The sequence below is a fragment of the Rhizobium sp. NLR22b genome (assembly GCF_019685295.1).
GTDB lineage: Bacteria > Pseudomonadota > Alphaproteobacteria > Rhizobiales > Rhizobiaceae > Rhizobium.
Map to the genome: position 1 here is coordinate 23,387 of NZ_JABDWM010000015.1, position 18,402 is coordinate 41,788.

Below are 18,402 nucleotides of genomic sequence, written 5' to 3' on the forward strand. Positions count from 1 at the left end.
GTGCATCCGCGTCAGTTGTCCAAGGGGGCGGCCTGCGAGGCAGCCGCGGCGCGATGACGGCGAGGCGCAGCGACGCGTTTACGGGGACGATCGTCCAAATTGGCGGCAAACCAGTCGATCGTATATCTGAGCCCCTCGGCAAGGGGCACCGTCGGCTGCCAATCGAGAAGTTCTGTCGCGCGGGAAATATCGGGCCGGCGGCGTTGAGGATCATCCTTCGGCAAAGGTCGGTAGGCCACAGCCGTTCGCACCGGCACCATCGATCGAATCATCTGCGCAAGCTCGTTGATGGTGAACTCCCCGGGATTGCCGAGGTTGACGGGCACGCCAGGGTTCGGCCGCACATCCATCAGCGCCTTGAGGCCGCCGACAAGATCGCTGACGTAGCAGAAGGATCGGGTCTGCATGCCGCTTCCGTAGATAGTGAGCGGTTTCCCCGAGAGGGCCTGCACGATCAGGTTGGAGACGATCCGGCCGTCATTTGCCTGCATTCGCGGCCCATAGGTGTTGAAGATGCGGGCGACCCGCACATCGACGCGGCCCGCGCGCAGCATATCGAAGCAAAGAGCTTCGGCGGCGCGCTTTCCCTCGTCATAGCAAGCGCGCGGTCCTATGCAGCTGACATTTCCGCGATAGTCTTCCGTTTGCGGATGCTCGGCGGGATCGCCATAGACCTCGCTCGTCGAGGCCTGGAGAAAGGCGGCTCGGTGCCGCTCGGCAAGCGCCAGCAGATTGCCCGTGCCGGCGACGCACGTCATCATCGTGTGAACGGGATCCGCCTGGTATTGCGGCGGGGACGCGGCGCAGGCCAGATTATAGATCTGGTCGAGTGGTTCGCCGATTTCAATGAATTTGCAGATATCCTGTTCGATGAGCCGGAAGCCCGGATGGTTCATCAACGGCCTGACATTGTCCCGCGAGCCGGTAATATAGCTGTCGACGCAAATGACGCTGTCGCCACGGCCGAGCAGAGCATCGCATAGATGCGAGCCGACAAAGCCGGCGCCTCCTGCCACCAGAACAGTCTTGCCTTTTCCGCGACGATTGGCTTGAAGCATCGATACTCTCCTTCACGCTGAGATACGGTCGAAAGCTCGCTTGGCGGGCCGATCGGAAAGAGCCCGGACGAGCTCGCCGGCACGTGCGACACCGGTATGACTGCTCATCACCAGCTTTCTCGCTGCTGCGGCGGCGGCCAGGCGGTCGCTGTCGGGAAGCTCCGTCAGCAGCGCCACGACATCCTCCGGCGCGCGCGCAACGAACAAGGCCTTACCGTCCGGCAGCAGCTCGTCGAGACCCTGCCATAAATCGCTGATGATCGGCGCACCGCAGGCGGCAGCCTCGAACAACCGCACGCTGGGAGACCAGCCCGCGGCAATCATATCGCTGCGGGTCACGTTCAGCGTGAACCGCTGCCGGCTGTAAAAGCTTGCGTGATCGGCAGGCGGCAGATGCTCGATGCGCTCGACATTGGCCGGCCATTCGATCCCGGCGGGATATTGCGGCCCGGCGACAACGAAGCGCATCGACGGCAGGCGGCGCGCCGGCTCCAGCAGAAGCCGCTCCAGTGTCGGTTGGCGGTCGGGGCTATAGGTTCCGAGGTAGCCGAGATCCCAGCAAGTGGGCTCGCCGGTATCGGCATAGCGGCCCTCGTCGACCGAACAATAGAGCGCGATGGCCCTGCGCGCGCCATATCTCTGTTCGAGCCGCGTCAACACCCTTCCTCCGGAGAAGGAGAAGTAGGTGTCAAATAAAGGAATCTGGCGCAGCGCCAGATATTCCTCGTCACCGCGATCGAGCTTGGCGAGGGTGACCGGCGTGTCAATGTCATAGAAGCAGAGGCGTTTCGGCTCCAGCGCCTCGAGCCTGTCGATGAGCGGCACACCATCGGGGACGTAGGATCCGACGATGACGGCATCGGCCTTGCCGAGCCTTTCACCGTGACGCTCGATCATTGCGCCGATATCGGAATAATAGGCAAGCTCGCAGAAGCCCGGCGATGGCAGGTCCCGGTGGCTGGCATACCAGGGCACGTCCCGCTCCAGGAACAGGACCCGATGGCCGTCCTGCCGAAGCCCCTTGATCAGGGCGCGATAGGTCGTGGCGTGACCGTTCCCCCAGGAAGAGGAAAGGGAGAGTCCGAGGAAAACGATATCGAGCGATCTCGTCATTCAGCCGCCTCCCGCGCGCCAAGACGGGCGCGAAAAATCTCGTCTGCCGTTTCGGCGCGATTGACATAGGTGTGTTCGGCCAGAACGCGCCGGCGCGCCCTTTCCCCAATTTCCCGTGCGGCTTGGTGCGACAGGCCGCTGAGCAAGGCAGCCACGTCCTGTCCGTCGCGCGCGACCAGGACCTCCTCCCCGGGCTTCAGAAAGACATCGATGCCTTCCCAGTAGTCGGTGATGAGGCAAGCCCCGGCGCCGGCCGCCTCGAAGACCCGTGTCGCAGGGGAAAAACCATTCTCCGCCATACTGGCGCGCGATATGTTGAGGACCGCCATCGGCGTCACGTTGAAAGCGTTGTGATCGCGCGTCGGCACATGACCGATATAGCGGACGTTTGACGAGATCGGCTTGCCCTGCCAGCCGGAACCGCCAAGCAGGAACGTTCGGTTCGGCAGACGCGACGCCGTTTCCAGGAAGAAATGCTCGACCCTCGCCTCGCGGTCCGGCAGGCGGTTGCCAAGGAACCCGAGGTCGGCGGCGAAGCGGTCATCCTGCGGCACCGGATGATGCGTTTGCGGGTCCAGCGCATTGTAGATCGGCACGCATTCGGCCGCTCCGACGGAACGATATGCGTTCACGACGGGGTCGCCGCCGCCATAGGTCAGCACGAGATCAAGCCCGGCGAGCGCGCGGCGCAACGGATGATCGGGGTTGGTCCTGAGTTCGGCAAGCGTCGCCGGCGCGTCCACGTCCCAGAAGATCTTCAGCGCGTGCGGCCGTGCGTTGCGAAGCACCTCTTCCAGCAACCGATCGTCCTCGAAGCCGACACCACTCGCCTTGACGACGATATCAGCTTCGGACGCCTCGCTGGTGACGGCCTTGAGGGCGTCGATCGTCCCTTCGTAGACGACGACCCTGCACCAGTCCGGCGGATCCATGTCGCGGTTCTTCTGCCGATCATAGACATCGGGCTCGTAGAAGGTGATGTCGTAACCTTTCTCCGCCAGCGCTCGCAGAAGGCCGCGATAATAAGTGGCGGCGCCGTTCCAATAGGCGGAGACGAGACTCGATCCGTAAAAGGCGATCTTCATTCGGCAGCCTCCCTGGATTGCAGGTTTGCGGTGACCCTATGCGTGCCGCAGCGCGCCAGGATGGCAAAAAGCTCGTCGACGCGGTGGCGGCAGGTGTGACGAGCCTTGATCGTTTCGAGGCCGGCAGCGGCAAGGTTCGCAGCCAGATCGGTATCGGCGAGGACGTCACGCAGACTTTTCTTCATCTCCTCGCCATCACCGACGACCAAATAGTCCCTGCCAGGTTCGAAGAGATGTTCAGCGTCATTCCAGGGCGCCGAGATCAGGGGTATTCCGCAGGCGAGCGCCTCGAAGACGCGGATGGTCGGAATCCCCGGCAGATGTTCGATATAGGGCCGCCGCGGAATGTGAATCGTTGCTTTGTGACGGGCAAAGGCCATGGGCACATCGGCATTGGCGATCCAGCCGTCATAGGCGATGCCGGCCTCGCGAAGCTCGTCCAATGCATGGCCGGGATAGCGGACGCCGCGTACGACCGTGTTCAAGCCGAGATCTTTTGCGGGGCGGACCAGGAATTCGCCGATTTCGGCGGACCGTTCATCGTCGCCCCAGTTGCCGATCCAGATGAGGTCTCCGGCTTTCTCGATCTCCGGCAACGGTCGAAACAGCGTGTCGTCGGCCGCCTCGTGCCAAGTGAAGACGGATTTCCCCCAGCCGGCTCTGAGATAACGTTCGCGCAGCGTCTGTCCGAAGGCCAGCACCCCATCATAGTCGTCAAGCGCCAGCCCTGCGATATCGCCCTCGGCGGAGACGGCCCGATGATGCGTATCGTGGAAAAGCAGGGTGAAGGTTGCGCCATTGCGCCGGATGCGGCCGAGCCTCTCGACCAATTGCGGTTCCGTCCACTCGTGGACGATGACGACGTCGGCATCGGCAAGCGCTGCTTCATGGTCGAATTCGACACCATACGTTCGCGAACGGTGCTGCGGAAATGCCTGGTGAAATGCCTCGACCGCAGCCGGCCCCTGGTCCCTCACCAGATTGGCCCGGCTCCAGGCATCCTGCGGCTCCAGCGCCAGCGTCTCATGGTCGCGCCGCTGGAGATCGCGCATGATGCCGCGAAGAAAATGGGCATTGCCGTGATTCCAGTCGGAGACCAGTGAATGAGTGTAAAAAAGGAACTTCATGGTCACTCCGCTGCTGTTGAAAAACCGCGGGCGCACATGCCGGAATAGATCGAGCGCATCGCCTCTGCCTGAGCCTTGACACTGAAGCCGGCAGAGCGAGCACGCGCTTTTCGTCCGAGCGCGGCGCGCTGCTGCGGATCGCCGGCAAGAGAATTGAAAGCATCGGCGAAGACATCGGGGCGATGCGGATCGGCAAAGAGAGCGGCTCCGTCCCAGATCTCGCGATAGGTGGGAATATCAGAAAGCACCAAGGCCGCGCCCGCCCGCGCCGCTTCGAGAGCGGCTAGACCGAAAGGCTCGTAGAGCGACGGCGAGGCGACGATGGCCGCCTGCCGCGTCAAGGCGCTCATCCGCTCATGCGAAAGCTCGCCGCGGTGATCGGCATGGCGAAATCGCATGTTCTGCCCATTGGGACCGGTGGTCGCGCCGGCCGCCGCCACCGTCCAGCGCGTCATCGCTGCAGCATCATCCAGCACGGCCCCGTTCTTGCCGTCGTCCCACCAGCGCCCGGCGGCAAGAACAAAGTCCTGCTTGGGTTCGTCGGAAACCGCAAGGGCGCTGGCGTTGTGAACGACCTGGAGATTTCCGATCGTTCCATAGGCCGCTTCCATCGCTCTCGCATGGCTGTGGCTTGGCGCGATGACCGTGTCCGCGCATGCAAAGCCCTCCTGGTTCAGCCGGTACTGCCACTGCCAGTCCGGCGGCACTTCGCGTCCGCGGACAGCGGCAAACCATGTGACGACACAGGAATGGCAAACCACCGCAATCGGCAGGTTTGTTTGCATGCCCGCCGCTTGCGACGGCAGATTGAGATGCAGAAGATCGGCCTGTTCGCGGCGCGCGAGATCGGCGATCAGCCGCGGAACTTCGGCAACGGCCTCTTCAGTCTGGGCCGTCCAGTCGAGCGGCGCATCCAGCCAGACGAGCTTGCCGACCCGGCCGGCCTCGGCGACCTTGTCGTCTGCAGGGAAAGGCCCCAGCCCGGCAAAGACAACCTCGATGTTGTTCGATTTCAGGGCTGCGCCCAAGTCCATGGCGTAACGCCAGACGCCGCCGATGGCGTCGACCGTCATCAGCACGCGGCGGTGCCTGTTGCTCCGGTCGTGTCCGCTCATGCCGACACCTTCCGCTTTTCCCTGCGGATCTGCCGGCCGCCGAAACGATGGGCGATCAGCCATTCGGCGAGGTGCCGCAAACCATGACGCCATCCGATTCCGGCTTGCCAGCCGGTTTCCTGTTCAAGTCTCGTCGTGTCGGCCACGAAATAGAACTGGTCGCCGGCGCGCCATGGGCCAAAGCTGGTTTCGACAGGCCGACCCGCAAACACTTCGATCTCGCGCAGCACCGAGAGCACGCTGACGGCGTTGCGCGGTCCGCCACCGAGGTTGAATGCTTTGCCGCTAACCCGCTCGATATTGGAAAGCAGCGCCCGATAGGCAGCGACGGCATCATCGACATGCAGAATGTCCCGCACCTGCTTGCCGTCTCCGTAGATTGAAATGGGTTCCCCGCCGAGCGCCCGGATCAGGAAATGCGCCACCCAGCCCTGGTCCTCGGTGCCGAACTGGCGCGGCCCATAGATACAGCTCATCCGCAGGACGGCGGCAGGGATGCCGTAGGATTTCGCGTAGTCGAGGATATACTGATCGGCCACACCCTTCGAACATCCGTAAGGCGTGCAGAAATCAAGCGGCCGATCCTCGCCGATTCCTTGCGTCCTGACGGTCTCGTCTTCGGGAAGATAACGATCGCCGAGTTCGACCAGGCCGAGATCGTCGAGAGCACCATAGACCTTGTTGGTGCTGGCAAAGATGACCGGAGCCCGTTTGCCTGCCCTGCGCACCGATTCCAGCACATTGAGGGTACCGCGCGCGTTCGTTTCGAAATCCTCGAGCGGGTCGACGAGGCTGGTGGTCACCGCCGTCTGTGCAGCGTAGTGGAACACGGCCTTGGCATCCCTGAAGGCTGCCTCGATGCCCAGCAGATCGCGAACGTCGGCGAGCACCGGATGCACCCGTCCGCCATGCCGCTCCTTCAGCCATGAAAGATTCTGATCGACTCCCGATCGTGCCAGACTGTCGAGAATGATGACGTCCTCGCCGTCGCTGAGCAGGCTGTCGGCGAGATTGCAACCGACAAACCCGCTGCCGCCCGTGACGACGATCGGCGCGGCGCCGGAGGCGATGTTGGGAGCGGCAAGGGCCGCGACCTCCTCCAGCCTCTTGACGCCTCCTTCCGTGAGAAGGCGGGCAAGCAGCTTCGGCTTGTTGTCGTGGCTGACAGCCCCCAGATGATAATGCCTGGGATCAAACCACAGGCCTTCCTGAACCGGAACATCCGGCGGCACGTCGCACCAGGAATACCAGTACATGCGATCGGCCGGCACGTTCAGCGCCTTGATGAAGCGCCGCGCCTGTTCGATCTCGTCATTGCGCCAGGTGGAGTAGCCGGTTTCGGTGATCCATATTTCCGCATCGGCATTATAACGATCGATAATCCCACGCATCTCTCCGAGATGCATGTCCCAGCCGCCCCAGCTTGCCTCCTCGCTGTCCCAGGTTCCGGGAAAGCCATGGAAGCCGACCGCATCGACCACGCCGAGCACGCCGCGCGTACCCATCAGATTGAGCCAATAGGGATCGAAGGGGCACGGGCCGCCAAGCACCGGTTTGTAGCCCCTCTGCTTCGCCCAGTAGGCGGCGCCTCCGACCATTTCGCAGAAAAGCAGGAAGTCGCTGTCGTGGCGCCAGTCCCAGTCAAGCAGGTTGTTCGGTTCGTTCCAGAGCTCGATATGGCTGATATAGCGGCCATAGCGCGTCAGGACATGATCAACGAAGTCGGCATAGGATTTGAGATCGATCGGCGGGCCCGAAGACCTGCCCGTCCGGGACAGGGAAGGCGGGGTATAGTGTATGCACGGCAGAAGATCGATTTCACTGCCGATACGCGGGATCAGCCAATCGAACCATTGCTGGCCGCCGGGCGCCAGATATTCCGCCCAGGAAAGATGCGTGCGGAGATAACTGGCGCCACTTTCCAGAATATCCGGCAGCGCGACCTCAGCCCGCTCATATTCTCCGGGCCGGAACCATTCGACGAAACCGAACTGCCTCGTCTCCTGGTGATCGGATGCTCGAGAACCGGCCTTGTTCATGAAACCAGCCCCCGCTCTTCCAGTTGCCGCTTCATTTCGGCGCCACGGTCGACCGCCCCGGTCTGCCGCACCCATTCGGCGAAGGGAGCGAGGGCATTTTCGAGACGATATTTCGGTTCGAAGCCGAGCAGTTCGCGCGCCTTGGAAATGTCGGCGAAGCAATTGCGGATGTCTCCCGAACGCGCCTTGTTCATGATGTCCGGGCCAATCTCGGGCACGCCCATGGCATCGGCGAGAAGCGTTGCGACATCGGCGATCGAATAGGCCTGGCCGCTGCCGATATTGAGCACGTGACCGGCGGCTGCGGGTTTTTCCAGAGCCAGGCGGAAAGCTGTCGCCACGTCGCGGACATGGACAAAATCGCGCCGCTGCCTGCCATCCTCGAAGATCATCGGCGGCTGACCGTTGGCCAGACGCGAACCGAAATTGGCGAGCACGCCGGTGTAAGGATTGGAAAGCGCCTGGCCCGCGCCGAAAACGTTGAAGAGACGCAGGGCGACGGCATCAAGCCCGTAGGCTTCACCGAAAATCAGAACCTGCCTCTCCTGGGCGTATTTCGTCAAAGCGTAGATGGACGCAAGATCGACCGGTTTCTCCTCGTCGGTGGCGACCGGTGTCAGCGGCCGGTTGTCCTGGTCAAGCGGATCCCACCGGCCCTGCTTGACATGCTGCATGCGCCGCCTGACATAGCCGAGCCGCTTTCCATCGACCGTCCGATAGAGCCCTTCTCCATAGACACTCATCGATGAGGCGACGACGATCGTCTTGACGGGAAGGCCGATCATGGCTTCCAGGAGCACCGCGGTGCCGAGATCGTTGCAGCCGACGTAGCGGGCAATTTCGTACATCGACTGTCCGACGCCGACTTCGGCGGCGAGATGGATGACGCCGTTCACACCGGCAAGCGCCGCGCGCACGGCGTCCTTGTCTCTGACATCGCCTTGGATGATCTCGGCTCCATCAGGCAGGCTGACTTCGGCGTCGCCATGCACCTGGTCGATCAGCGCATCGAGAATGCGCACGTCGTAGCCATTTTTCAGAAGTTCTTCAGCAACGTGGCGACCAATGAAGCCGCATCCTCCAGTTATCAAAATCGTCATTATGAGATCCGTCCGGTTGAATAATTGGCTTCGGAGATAGGCGCCGAACCGAACGCGAATGGAAAAGTTCCTTCTTCAATGACATCTTTATTGACTTCATCATCTATGCTTCTTTGACCTCTACCGGAACTCTTCGGGAGGCCTTTTGTTCTAGGGATGCCACATTGGAGGACATCTTATGGACATTGCGGCGACACAGAAGACCGGGCTCATGCGGGCGGCCATCGTCACCGGCCCCGGACGTATCTCGGTGGATACCCGCCCCTTGCCGGAACCCGGTCCGGGCCAGGTCAGGGTGAAACTGGAAGGATGCGGCGTCTGCGCCTCGAACCTCACGCCCTGGGCCGGGCCGGACTGGATGACGTTCCCCACCGAAGCTGGCGGGTTAGGTCACGAGGGCTGGGGCATTGTCGACGCCATAGGCCCCGATGTGACGGGAATCCGGATGGGAGAGCGGGTTGCTGCTCTTTCCTACCATGCCTACGCCACGCACGACATTGCCGATGCCTCGATGGTCGCATCACTGCCGAAGGAGCTGGATGGCAAGCCCTTTCCGGGCGAACCGCTCGGCTGCGCCATGAACATCTTCGGCCGCAGCAACATCGAGAGCGGCCAATCCGTCGCCATCATCGGCATCGGATTCTTGGGCGCCCTCCTCACCCGGCTTGCCGCGGCTGCGGGCGCAAGGGTGATCGCCATCTCGCGCCGCCCCTATTCCCTTGAGGTGGCGAGAGAGATGGGAGCGGCCGAGACTATTCCCATGGACGATCATTGGCGCATCATCGAACAGGTTAAAGCACTCACGGACGGAAAATTCTGCGATTGCGTCATTGAAGCCGTCGGCAAACAATGGCCGCTCGACCTGGCGGGCGAGCTTACGAAGGAACGGGGGCGACTGATCATCGCCGGTTATCACCAGGATGGGCCCCGCCAAATCAACATGCAGCTTTGGAACTGGCGCGGCCTCGATGTCATCAACGCTCATGAGCGCGAGCCGGCCGTCTATATCAAAGGCATTCGCGACGCCATAGAAGCCGTGCGCCAAGGTCGGATCGATCCGCAGCCGCTCTACACCCATAGCTATCCGCTGGAAAGGCTGGACGACGCCCTCAACACGACGCGCGACCGGCCGGACGGTTTCCTCAAGGCTCTGGTGCAATATTCATGAAGACGTGGATCTCCGGAGAACATGCGGCGACCGCCAGACGGCTGAAGCTCGGCTTTCTCGGGGTAGGCTGGATCGGCCGGCATCGGATGAAAGCGATCCTCGGGAGCGGCGTTGCCGAGGCCGGCGCCATCGCCGACCCCTCCACAAATATGGCACGTGAGGCCCTGGCGCTCGCCCCGGATGCCAGGATCGTCGCCGATCTGGACGCGTTGTTGGAGCAGGAGCTCGACGGCATCGTGATCGCCACGCCAAGCGCCTGTCATGCCGAGCAGTCCATCCGCGCCCTCGGTGCGGGCTTTGCCGTCTTCTGCCAAAAGCCGCTTGGCCGAACGGCATCCGAGGTCAGAGCCGTCGTCGATGCTTCCAGAACCGCCGACAGGCTGCTTGGCGTCGACCTTTCCTATCGACACACGCAGGGCATGCAGCAGATCCGTCAGCTCATCCGCGCGAACGCTCTTGGAAAGATCTTTGCGGCCGATCTGACCTTCCACAACGCCTATGGCCCCGACAAGCCCTGGTTCTACGACAAGAACCAGTCCGGCGGCGGCTGCGTCATCGATCTCGGGGTTCACCTCGTCGACCTGGCTTTATGGTGCCTCGATTATCCCTCCGTCACCAACGTTACGAGCGCTTTGAGAGCGGGTGGAAAAAGGCTCGAAAGCACCGGCCAGGTCGAGGATTTTGCGACCGCAACGCTGACGCTTGCAGGCGGCGAAATCATCCGTCTGACATGCTCCTGGCGCCTCAACGCCGGCTGTGACGCCGAGATCCGCGCTGATTTCTTCGGAACCGAGGGAGGCGCCTCGTTCAGAAATGTCGATGGCTCATTCTATGATTTTACGGCCGTCAGGATGTCCGGCACTTCGAGCGAAACTCTGGCCCTCCCTCCCGATGAATGGGGCGGACGGGCTGCCGTGGATTGGGCAAGAAAGCTCGCCGGAGGCCAGCGCCACGATCCCGCGTGCGAGAATTTCATCGCGGTCGCGGAGGCAATCGACGGCATCTATGGCGCCGGCATGTGATCGATCTAGGAGCCTTTGACGAGGCCATAGAGAACGATCGTCGCATAAAGGGTGAATGCGACAACGGCGACCGTGCCGACCAGGATCAGGGCTATTCTGCCGGCATTGAGCCTGGCGTGCCTGCCGACGGAAGAGGACGACGGCCGCTGAACCGGATCTTTATCCCCCTCGCTCATCGTGTCTGCTCCGTCGTGGCCGCAGGTGATGTCTCGCCGGGTTTGCCGGGATGCCTCATCCATGTGAATGCGAGTGCGACAAGGCAGGCGATCATAAAAATGGTGACCACGCATATCAGCATGCGCCGTGGCGGTTGGGAGTTATCGTGGCTCATTCCTGAAGGAAAAGAGCCGCCTTTCCTCACCTCGCTCATGGCGCGCCCCGTTGCGGAAGCTCCGTCTCCTCATCGAGCTTCTCCTTGAGTTCGTCGAGCCGATCGCGCAGCAGCGACGCTTTCATGCGCCTTGCTTCCGCATCCGGCACCTCAACCATCCGGCCGCTGTCATCGGGAATGCCGGGGCCGCTTTCAGCAATAGTCTCGTTTCTGGGCCTGTCATTGGTGCCGGTGGATATTTTCGCTCGCTTGTCCATGACATCCTCCGTTCAGATCTCGGGAACGTTTCTGCGATGCTTGTCATGGTCCAAACGACGCGCCGGTAGCGAAGTTCCGGATAATTCGGCAGCTTTTGTCGCCCCCTGCGATTATCGCGTGTACATCGCCCCGACGGGCTCGGCGGAACATAGAAGCCATCCAGGTGTTGCTTTGCGTATCAATTGCTGGGATCGACGATGACCGCTCGAAGTGCCGAAAGAGACAAAAACGACAATTCGCTCATGAAAGTGAAGGCGGTTCCGGAACTCATCGATCCCGACGCCGAGCCGTTCGTGACCCAGGCCGTCCGAGAACTCGTCGGATCGCAGATCCCGTTTCTGGTCGCCGGCACCTATGCTGTCTGCGCCTATACGGGCATTTCGCGCCAGACGAAGGACTTCGACATTTTTTGCAAAGCGGGCGACTACGCGCGCATCCTCGGCCACTTCAAGGCAAAGGGTTACACGGTCGAAGTCGAGGACGAGCGCTGGCTCGGAAAGGTCTTCAAGGGCAACCATTTCTTCGACGTCATCTTTGCCTCCTCCAACGGAACGATGCCGGTCGGCGACGACTGGTTCGAGGATGCGCGCAGAGTCAAGATGTGCGGCCACACGGTCAGGATCGTCAGCCCGACCGAACTCGTCTGGTCGAAGTGCTTTGTCCAACTGCGCCACCGCTATGATGGCGCCGATATCGCGCACGTCCTCTTGAAGGCACATGATTCCATCGATTGGCGCAAGCTGCTGGCTTACCTGGAAGTTCACTGGGAAGTCCTCCTCATCCATCTCCTCAATTTCCGGTGGATCTACCCGACCGAGCGAGACAAGATTCCGCAATGGCTGCTGGAAGAACTGCTGGACCGGCTCAAGGCGCAGCAGGAGCTGCCGTTGCCGCAAATGAAAATATGCCGTGGCCGGATGTATTCCCGCGTGGATTTCGAAATCGACGTGAAGGAATGGGGTTTTGCCGATGTCGGCGGCGAAGGCGAATTGCGAGGAGATTAGGAGAACCATAATGGATGAACAGCGAAGGAGCGTGAGAATTGCGGCGGTGGCCGATCTTCATGTGACCGAAGACGGCGCCAAGTCCTACAAGGATCTGTTTGCGGAGATTTCCTCCGTGGCCGACGTTCTCGTCATCGCCGGCGACCTCACCGATCTCGGCAAGCCCAAGGAGGCCGAACTGCTTGCGAGCGATCTGCGCCATTGCACGGTGCCGACAGTCGCCGTCCTCGGCAACCATGATCACGAGAGCGGCCAGGTCGATGACGTCTGCCGGGTCCTGACCGATGCCGGCGTGAAACTGCTCAACGGTCAGGCGGCCGAAGTCGCCGGCGTCGGTTTCGTTGGCGTCAAGGGCTTTGCGGGCGGCTTCGGGCGACACATGCTCGGCTCGTTCGGCGAGGCGGCGATCAAGGCGATGGTCGCCGAAAGCGTCGAGGAGTCGATGCGCCTCGAAAACGCGATGCGCCAGGTCCGCTCCGATCGCTCCCTCGTCGTGCTGCACTACGCGCCCATTGCCGAAACGGTGGCCGGCGAGCCCCTGGAAATCTATCCGTTTCTCGGCTCTTCACGGTTGGCGGAAACAATCGACCGATTCCGCGTCAGTGCGGTCGTGCATGGCCACGCCCACCGGGGGTCCTATGAGGGCCGGACGCCGGGCGGCGCCCCCGTCTACAATGTCGCGGCCCATATCGAGAAGCCTACGGGAAAGCCCTACGCGTTGCTTGAGCTCTGACTGAGCCGAGCGTCACGGCTACTTGTTGGTGCGTCCACGCTGGCGCGGATCCACACCGCCCTGGGGCTCGTATCGTTGGCTGTGTCGCCTTCGACGGTGTTTTCGGCCTGCGTTGCTTCGTCGTCCGGCGGCGAGACGATGCCACGCGAGCGGCTAATGCCCGGATCGTCGGTAAGGTCAATATCGCTTGGCTTCATGGTCTTGGCATGTTTGGGGGAGGTCATCATCTTCTCCTTGCAACGTTGCGACCCTTTTGAGTGAACTCACGGCATAGTCCCGGGTTCCCCTGAATCAGCCTATGAACCCGTGACCATGAAAAGCCCTGCATTGCCGGGAACATTTTTCCGAAGCTGATGTTGAAGCGCCATGAGAGCGTTGCGCGTCCTTTCGGACGCTCAAAGGCGCTCTAACACCTTGAATCCGCGCATCGGGCTTTTCCGAAATCGATTCCGATTTTCGGGCCGATGCGCCGGCGACCGGCGAGGAGAACCACCGTGAGAGCTCTGACGTGGCACGGCAAGCACGACATCCGCTGTGACAGCGTCCCCGATCCTCAGATCCAGGACGGGCGCGATGCCATCATCAAGGTCACGGCCTGCGCGATCTGCGGATCGGATCTGCATCTCTACGACGGCGTCATGCCGGAGATGCACAGCGGCGACGTCATGGGTCATGAGACGATGGGCGAAGTGGTGGAAGTCGGCAAGGACAATACCAAACTCAAGGTCGGCGACCGCGTCGTCGTGCCCTTTACCATTTCCTGCGGCGAATGTTTCTTCTGCAAGCGCGGCTTCTATTCCGGCTGCGAGCGCTCAAATCCCGATCGAGCCAAGGTCGCGAAACTCTGGGGCAATTCGCCGGCGGGCCTGTTCGGCTACTCGCATCTGCTCGGCGGCTATGCCGGCGGACAGGCGGAATATCTGCGCGTGCCCTATGCCGATGTCGGGCCGATCAAGGTGCCGGCGGGGCTTTCCGACGAGCAGGTGCTCTTCCTGTCCGATATTTTCCCGACCGGTTATATGGCGGCCGATTTCTGCAACATCCAGCCTGGCGACACGATCGCGATCTGGGGCTGCGGCCCGGTCGGCCAGATGGCAATACGCTCTTCCTTCCTGCTCGGCGCCGAACGGGTGATCGCCATCGATGCAGTGCCCGAACGGATGGCGCTTGCGCAAGCGGCCGGCGCCATTACCCTCGATTTTATGGACAAGGACGTCTACGACCAGATCATGGAACTGACCGATGGCCGCGGTGCGGATGCCTGCATCGACGCGGTGGGAACCGAAGCCGAGGCAGCCGCCAGCTGGGATTCGCGCCTCGACCGCATCAAGGTCGCCATGTTCATGGGAACGGACAGGCCGCATGTGCTGCGTCAGGCCATCCACTGCTGCCGCAACTTCGGAACGGTCTCGATCGTCGGCGTCTATGGCGGTTTTCTCGACAAGATCCCGATGGGTTCGGCAATCAACCGCGGCCTGACGTTCAAGATGGCCCAGACGCCTGTCCAGCATTATCTGCCCATCCTGATGGAGCGTATTGAAAAGGGCGACATCGACCCGTCCTTCGTCATCACCCATCGCGGCACGCTGGAAGACGGTCCGGCCCTCTACAAGACGTTCCGCGACAAACAGGATGGATGCATCAAGGTCGTCCTGAAACCCTAAACTTCCTGCGCTTCCTTCGAACGGAAGGCTCTAAAGGAGAAGGATCATGGCTGATAAGGAAGCAGGCAAGGGCCTCGCCGTCGTCACCGGCGCCTCCACGGGCATCGGCTACGAACTGGCGAAATGCGCAGCCCGCGATGGATATGATCTCATCATTGCCGCCGATGAGAACCGCATCAACCAGGCGGCGGCCCGGCTGAAGGAATTCGGCACGGCAGTGGATGCCGTGGAAGCCGACCTTTCAACGCCCGAGGGCGTGGACCGGCTTGTGGAACGGATCACGGCCAGCGGCCGGTCGGTGGACCTGCTGATGGCCAACGCGGGATGCGGCCTCGGCAAGGCCTTTCTCGACCAGAACTTCACCGCGGCGCGCAGGGTCGTCGATACCAATGTCACCGGAACGATCCACCTCATTCATGCGATCGGCAATCAGATGCGCAGCCGCGGCGAAGGGCGCATCCTGCTGACGGGCTCGATCGCAGGCTTCATGCCGGGGTCCTACCAGGCCGTCTATAACGCCACCAAAGCCTTCATCAACAGCTTCTCCTTTGCACTGCGTGAGGAACTGAAGGATTCCGGCGTCACTGTCAGTTGTCTTATGCCCGGCGCGACGGAAACTGAATTCTTCAAGCGAGCCGGACTTACGGATACGGCGATCGGTCAGGCGAAGAAGGACGATGCCGGCGAAGTCGCGCGCATCGGCTATGACGCAATGATGGATGGCGAAGGTGATGTCGTCAGCGGCTGGAAGAACAAGCTTCAGGCGGCCGTCGCCAACGTCACGCCGGCAAGCGTGCTCGCCGACCAGCATTCGAAGATGGCAAAGCCCGGTTCGGGCATAAAATAGATGGCAGTTTCCCTAAACGACCGGTCGCCGCCGTCATCACGGCAGCGACCAGAAGGCAAGAAGGTTGAGCGCTCAGTCGCGCTCGACAAACTTGTTAAAGCGGCTCGTCTTTCCGTCCTTGGTCTTGTCCTGGTAGAGGAAGGCGAGCTTGTTTTCGTCGAAGATCTTGAAGAATTCGTCCCAGTCGATCTCGTCGAATTCCTCTTCCTTTTCTCCAAAATCGATCCGGAGAACGCCGCCTTTGCCGCGGGTCCGGATAGCTGCCGGCCTGCCGTCTCTTTCCTCCGCCCATTTACGGATTTTCTTGTGATCCGTCGTCGTCTCAGAACTGCTCATTGAAGCCTCCATTCCTCTTGGTTTTGAGCGATGGTGCTGCCATGGCTCACGCGGTTACAGCAGCGGCTGCCTTTGCTTCCAGTCGCGATACGGCGCGAGCACCTGGCCAGGATAACGCCGCTCGATCTCGTCCTCGGTCAAAGCGATCCGGGAGAGAACCTCCGCCGCCGCGTCGTTCTCGGCAGCGTTGCTCGCTGTTTCCAGTTCACTCATGGTCAGAAACAACTCGTCGTCGGTCATCGCCTCGAGGCGTCTGGCAAGCTCTTCGACCGGTTCAGATATAAGTGGATTCGGGGACATTGGCGCCTCTTTGCTGGTGCCTGTCCAACTTCGCTCCGGACACTAAGTTCCGCCGCTGCACGGTGAGAAAACGCTCATGTCGCCGCCTGCTCCTCCCGATATAGTCGCCAGGGAACCGTCGCCACCGTCAGGCGGGGACCTCCAAGCTTGACCAGTTTTGCCCTTAGCCGCCCTGCCCTGTTCATGTGCAGCAGCTTCTGCCACCATTTGTCTTTCACCGTTTCAGGGATCAGAACCGCGACCCGCCTCTCCGGACTATCGGCATCAAGCCTTTCGATCAGCCGCAGAAGCGGCTCATGCAGTTGCCGATAAGGCGCTGGGATGAGCATGAGCCGCGGCGGCTTCAGCCCGTGGGCGGCGATCGGCTCTTCCACCTCGACGCGCCATTCCTCGCGAAGCGCTTTTTCACTTTCCTCCAGATCAGGCCCACCGAGACGGATGAAATGGACCGCGACAACGTCGGGCGAGATCGTCAGAGCGAACTTGATGGCGCGTTCGCTCAACCTGTTCCATGTTTCGGTTACGACGAGAACGGTCGGCGGCTCAATATCTTCGACGGTGATAGGACCAGGCGTCCTGAGTTCGCGTTGAAGCGAGCGGTAGTAGCTCTTGATCGATTTCAGAATGGCAATGGTCACCGGGACCGTGATGAGGGTGATCCACGCGCCCTCCGCAAACTTGGCGATCAGGATGATGATGAGCGCCGCACCTGTCGAAACCGCGCCGACCGCGTTCATCGCCAGCTTTGCGGTGTATCTCTTGGGCTGACGGCGCCAATGCATCGTCATGCCCGCCTGAGAGATCGTGAATGTCAAGAAGGCGCCGATCGCAAAGAGCGGTATGAGATGGTCGGTTATTCCTCCGAAGACGATCAAAAGCAGTGCGGCGAAGCCGGAAAGAAACACGATGCCGACGGTGAACACCAGGCGGCGGCCCGGCTGGGCGAAAGCCCTCGGCAGATAGCCGTCGGCGGCAACCATCTGGCAAAGACGCGGAAAGCCGACGAAGCTGGTATTGGCCGACAGGCAAAGAACGCTGAGAAGGCTGGCCATTGCGATATAATAGAAGGCGCCGTGGCCGGCGACGGCGGCAAGCAATTGCGACAGGACACTCTGATAACCTTCCTTCGTCTGATCCATTGCGCCGATCTCGAAGACGGTTGCGATGGTAGCGACACCACCAAGAAGCAGACCGAGAATGACGACGATGATCGTCAGCGTGAAATAAGCGTTGCGCATGACAGGCTCTCTGAAAGACCCCATCCCGTTGGAAACGGCTTCCACTCCCGTCATGGCCGTGCAGCCGCTGGCAAAGGCGTGCATGAGGAGCCAGACGGTCGCACCCTGTGTGACTGGGCCCAGGGCAGGCGGCGGAATGAGGGTGGTGGGCTTCTCCGCCAAAGCGATGCCCACCAACCCATAGCCGATGGCGCCAAGGAAACAGAGGATGAAGAGGTAGGTCGGCAATGCGAATAGCCAGCCGGCCTCTCCCGTTCCTCGCAAATTGGCCAGCATGACGAGGAGGACGATGCCAAGGCAGAGGGGCAGAATGTAGGGGTGAAGGCTCGGCACCGCCGAGACGAGTGCCCCAACCCCTGCCGAAACGCCAACAGCGACATTCAGGACGTAATCGATCATCAACGCTGCGGCGGCAAGCAGGCTCGGATATTCTCCGAGGTTCTCCTTCGCCACCACATAGGCGCCGCCATTCGTCGGGTAAGCGGCGAGCGTCTGCCGGTAGGAGAAATAGAGAACCCCCAGCAGAGCAACGATGCAGAAGATCACCGGGCCGATATGGGCCAGGCCGAGCGCGCCGAGTGGAATGAGGACGGTGAGCGCTGCCTCCGGCCCATAGGATGATGAGCCGAGGCCATCCAGCCCCATGGCGGGCACGGCTTCTACCCAACCGATCTTCTTGTCTTCGTGCTCGCGATTGGCGAGACGCCGACCCAACAGGAGGGTACTGAGGTTCAATCTCTATTCCTTATCCGGGGGCTGGGGCGATAACCAACAACCAGCGGCCGCTCGGGTTCCCGGAGCCAAGGGCATAGAAGGACCCAGGCAGCTGGCCGTCGCTCTGCCGCCGATCCCATCCGCTCATAT

At 61.5% G+C, this 18,402-nt stretch carries 18 protein-coding genes and 1 pseudogene; 6 read left to right on the plus strand and 13 right to left on the minus strand.

Going from position 1 to position 18,402, the window contains the following annotated elements:
- Positions 1-11: 11 nt before the first annotated feature.
- Genes HJC00_RS22785 through HJC00_RS22815 form a run of 7 tightly spaced genes read right to left on the minus strand, consistent with a single transcriptional unit; the run spans position 12 to position 8,637 of the window.
- On the minus strand, positions 12-1,058 hold the full coding sequence (locus HJC00_RS22785; RefSeq protein ID WP_210633759.1) for a UDP-glucuronic acid decarboxylase family protein: 1,047 nt from the start codon (positions 1,056-1,058) through the stop codon (positions 12-14).
- A gap of 12 nt (positions 1,059-1,070) precedes the next feature.
- Positions 1,071-2,171: a glycosyltransferase gene (locus tag HJC00_RS22790; RefSeq protein ID WP_221156034.1), complete on the minus strand. Its 1,101-nt coding sequence runs from the start codon at positions 2,169-2,171 to the stop codon at positions 1,071-1,073.
- Complete coding sequence (locus HJC00_RS22795) at positions 2,168-3,256, minus strand: glycosyltransferase (RefSeq protein WP_210633755.1); 1,089 nt, start codon at positions 3,254-3,256, stop codon at positions 2,168-2,170. Before HJC00_RS22795 ends, HJC00_RS22790 begins: the two co-directional genes overlap by 4 nt.
- On the minus strand, positions 3,253-4,383 hold the full coding sequence (locus HJC00_RS22800; protein WP_221147562.1) for a glycosyltransferase: 1,131 nt from the start codon (positions 4,381-4,383) through the stop codon (positions 3,253-3,255). The genes HJC00_RS22795 and HJC00_RS22800 overlap by 4 nt, the downstream gene beginning before the upstream one ends.
- Before the next feature lie 2 nt (positions 4,384-4,385).
- Positions 4,386-5,498 (minus strand): glycosyltransferase family 4 protein, encoded by a 1,113-nt coding sequence (locus tag HJC00_RS22805; RefSeq protein ID WP_247241823.1) that lies wholly within the window; start codon positions 5,496-5,498, stop codon positions 4,386-4,388.
- Positions 5,495-7,537 (minus strand): NAD-dependent epimerase/dehydratase family protein, encoded by a 2,043-nt coding sequence (locus HJC00_RS22810; RefSeq protein ID WP_210633752.1) that lies wholly within the window; start codon positions 7,535-7,537, stop codon positions 5,495-5,497. The genes HJC00_RS22805 and HJC00_RS22810 overlap by 4 nt, the downstream gene beginning before the upstream one ends.
- Positions 7,534-8,637 carry an NAD(P)-dependent oxidoreductase gene (locus HJC00_RS22815; RefSeq protein WP_221164636.1) on the minus strand — a complete coding sequence of 368 codons (1,104 nt, stop codon included), beginning with the start codon at positions 8,635-8,637 and terminating at the stop codon, positions 7,534-7,536. The genes HJC00_RS22810 and HJC00_RS22815 overlap by 4 nt, the downstream gene beginning before the upstream one ends.
- A 178-nt stretch (positions 8,638-8,815) precedes the next feature.
- On the opposite strand from HJC00_RS22815, the gene HJC00_RS22820 reads away from it, so the two are divergent.
- Both HJC00_RS22820 and HJC00_RS22825 read left to right on the plus strand, forming a co-directional pair.
- On the plus strand, positions 8,816-9,805 hold the full coding sequence (locus tag HJC00_RS22820; RefSeq protein ID WP_210633748.1) for a zinc-binding dehydrogenase: 990 nt from the start codon (positions 8,816-8,818) through the stop codon (positions 9,803-9,805).
- The gene (locus tag HJC00_RS22825; protein ID WP_221164637.1) at positions 9,802-10,827 is read left to right on the plus strand and encodes a Gfo/Idh/MocA family protein; all 1,026 of its coding nucleotides are present in this window, start codon (positions 9,802-9,804) and stop codon (positions 10,825-10,827) included. Before HJC00_RS22820 ends, HJC00_RS22825 begins: the two co-directional genes overlap by 4 nt.
- Positions 10,828-10,832: 5 nt before the next feature.
- Here HJC00_RS22825 and HJC00_RS22830 read toward each other — a convergent pair whose 3' ends face one another.
- Positions 10,833-11,003 carry a hypothetical protein gene (locus HJC00_RS22830; protein WP_221164638.1) on the minus strand — a complete coding sequence of 57 codons (171 nt, stop codon included), beginning with the start codon at positions 11,001-11,003 and terminating at the stop codon, positions 10,833-10,835.
- A 190-nt stretch (positions 11,004-11,193) separates the two neighbouring features.
- A complete protein-coding gene (locus tag HJC00_RS22835) occupies positions 11,194-11,415 on the minus strand; it encodes a hypothetical protein (RefSeq protein ID WP_210633744.1) in 222 nt (73 codons plus the stop codon).
- 198 nt (positions 11,416-11,613) lie between these two features.
- Between HJC00_RS22835 and HJC00_RS22840 the strand changes: the two genes are divergently transcribed.
- Both HJC00_RS22840 and HJC00_RS22845 read left to right on the plus strand, forming a co-directional pair.
- The gene (locus HJC00_RS22840; RefSeq protein ID WP_221147559.1) at positions 11,614-12,420 is read left to right on the plus strand and encodes a nucleotidyltransferase family protein; all 807 of its coding nucleotides are present in this window, start codon (positions 11,614-11,616) and stop codon (positions 12,418-12,420) included.
- Positions 12,421-12,430: 10 nt separating this feature from the next.
- Positions 12,431-13,153: a metallophosphoesterase gene (locus HJC00_RS22845; RefSeq protein WP_210633740.1), complete on the plus strand. Its 723-nt coding sequence runs from the start codon at positions 12,431-12,433 to the stop codon at positions 13,151-13,153.
- 18 nt (positions 13,154-13,171) lie between these two features.
- Here HJC00_RS22845 and HJC00_RS22850 read toward each other — a convergent pair.
- Positions 13,172-13,377 (minus strand): annotated as a pseudogene (locus HJC00_RS22850) (hypothetical protein).
- Positions 13,378-13,647: 270 nt separating this feature from the next.
- Here HJC00_RS22850 and HJC00_RS22855 point away from each other — a divergent pair.
- A complete protein-coding gene (locus HJC00_RS22855) occupies positions 13,648-14,817 on the plus strand; it encodes a zinc-dependent alcohol dehydrogenase (protein ID WP_210633736.1) in 1,170 nt (389 codons plus the stop codon).
- Positions 14,818-14,863: 46 nt separating this feature from the next.
- Positions 14,864-15,664 (plus strand): SDR family oxidoreductase, encoded by an 801-nt coding sequence (locus tag HJC00_RS22860; RefSeq protein WP_210633734.1) that lies wholly within the window; start codon positions 14,864-14,866, stop codon positions 15,662-15,664.
- A 72-nt stretch (positions 15,665-15,736) separates the two neighbouring features.
- Here the strand turns inward: HJC00_RS22860 and HJC00_RS22865 are convergent, their stop codons facing one another.
- From HJC00_RS22865 to HJC00_RS22875, 3 genes are all read right to left on the minus strand, one after another.
- Complete coding sequence (locus HJC00_RS22865) at positions 15,737-16,000, minus strand: hypothetical protein (protein ID WP_064712032.1); 264 nt, start codon at positions 15,998-16,000, stop codon at positions 15,737-15,739.
- A 54-nt stretch (positions 16,001-16,054) separates the two neighbouring features.
- Entirely contained in the window at positions 16,055-16,300 is a 246-nt protein-coding gene (locus HJC00_RS22870; protein ID WP_221147558.1) for a hypothetical protein, read from the minus strand.
- 74 nt (positions 16,301-16,374) lie between these two features.
- Entirely contained in the window at positions 16,375-18,273 is a 1,899-nt protein-coding gene (locus HJC00_RS22875; protein WP_221158257.1) for an APC family permease, read from the minus strand.
- Between the last annotated feature and the right edge of the window lie 129 nt (positions 18,274-18,402).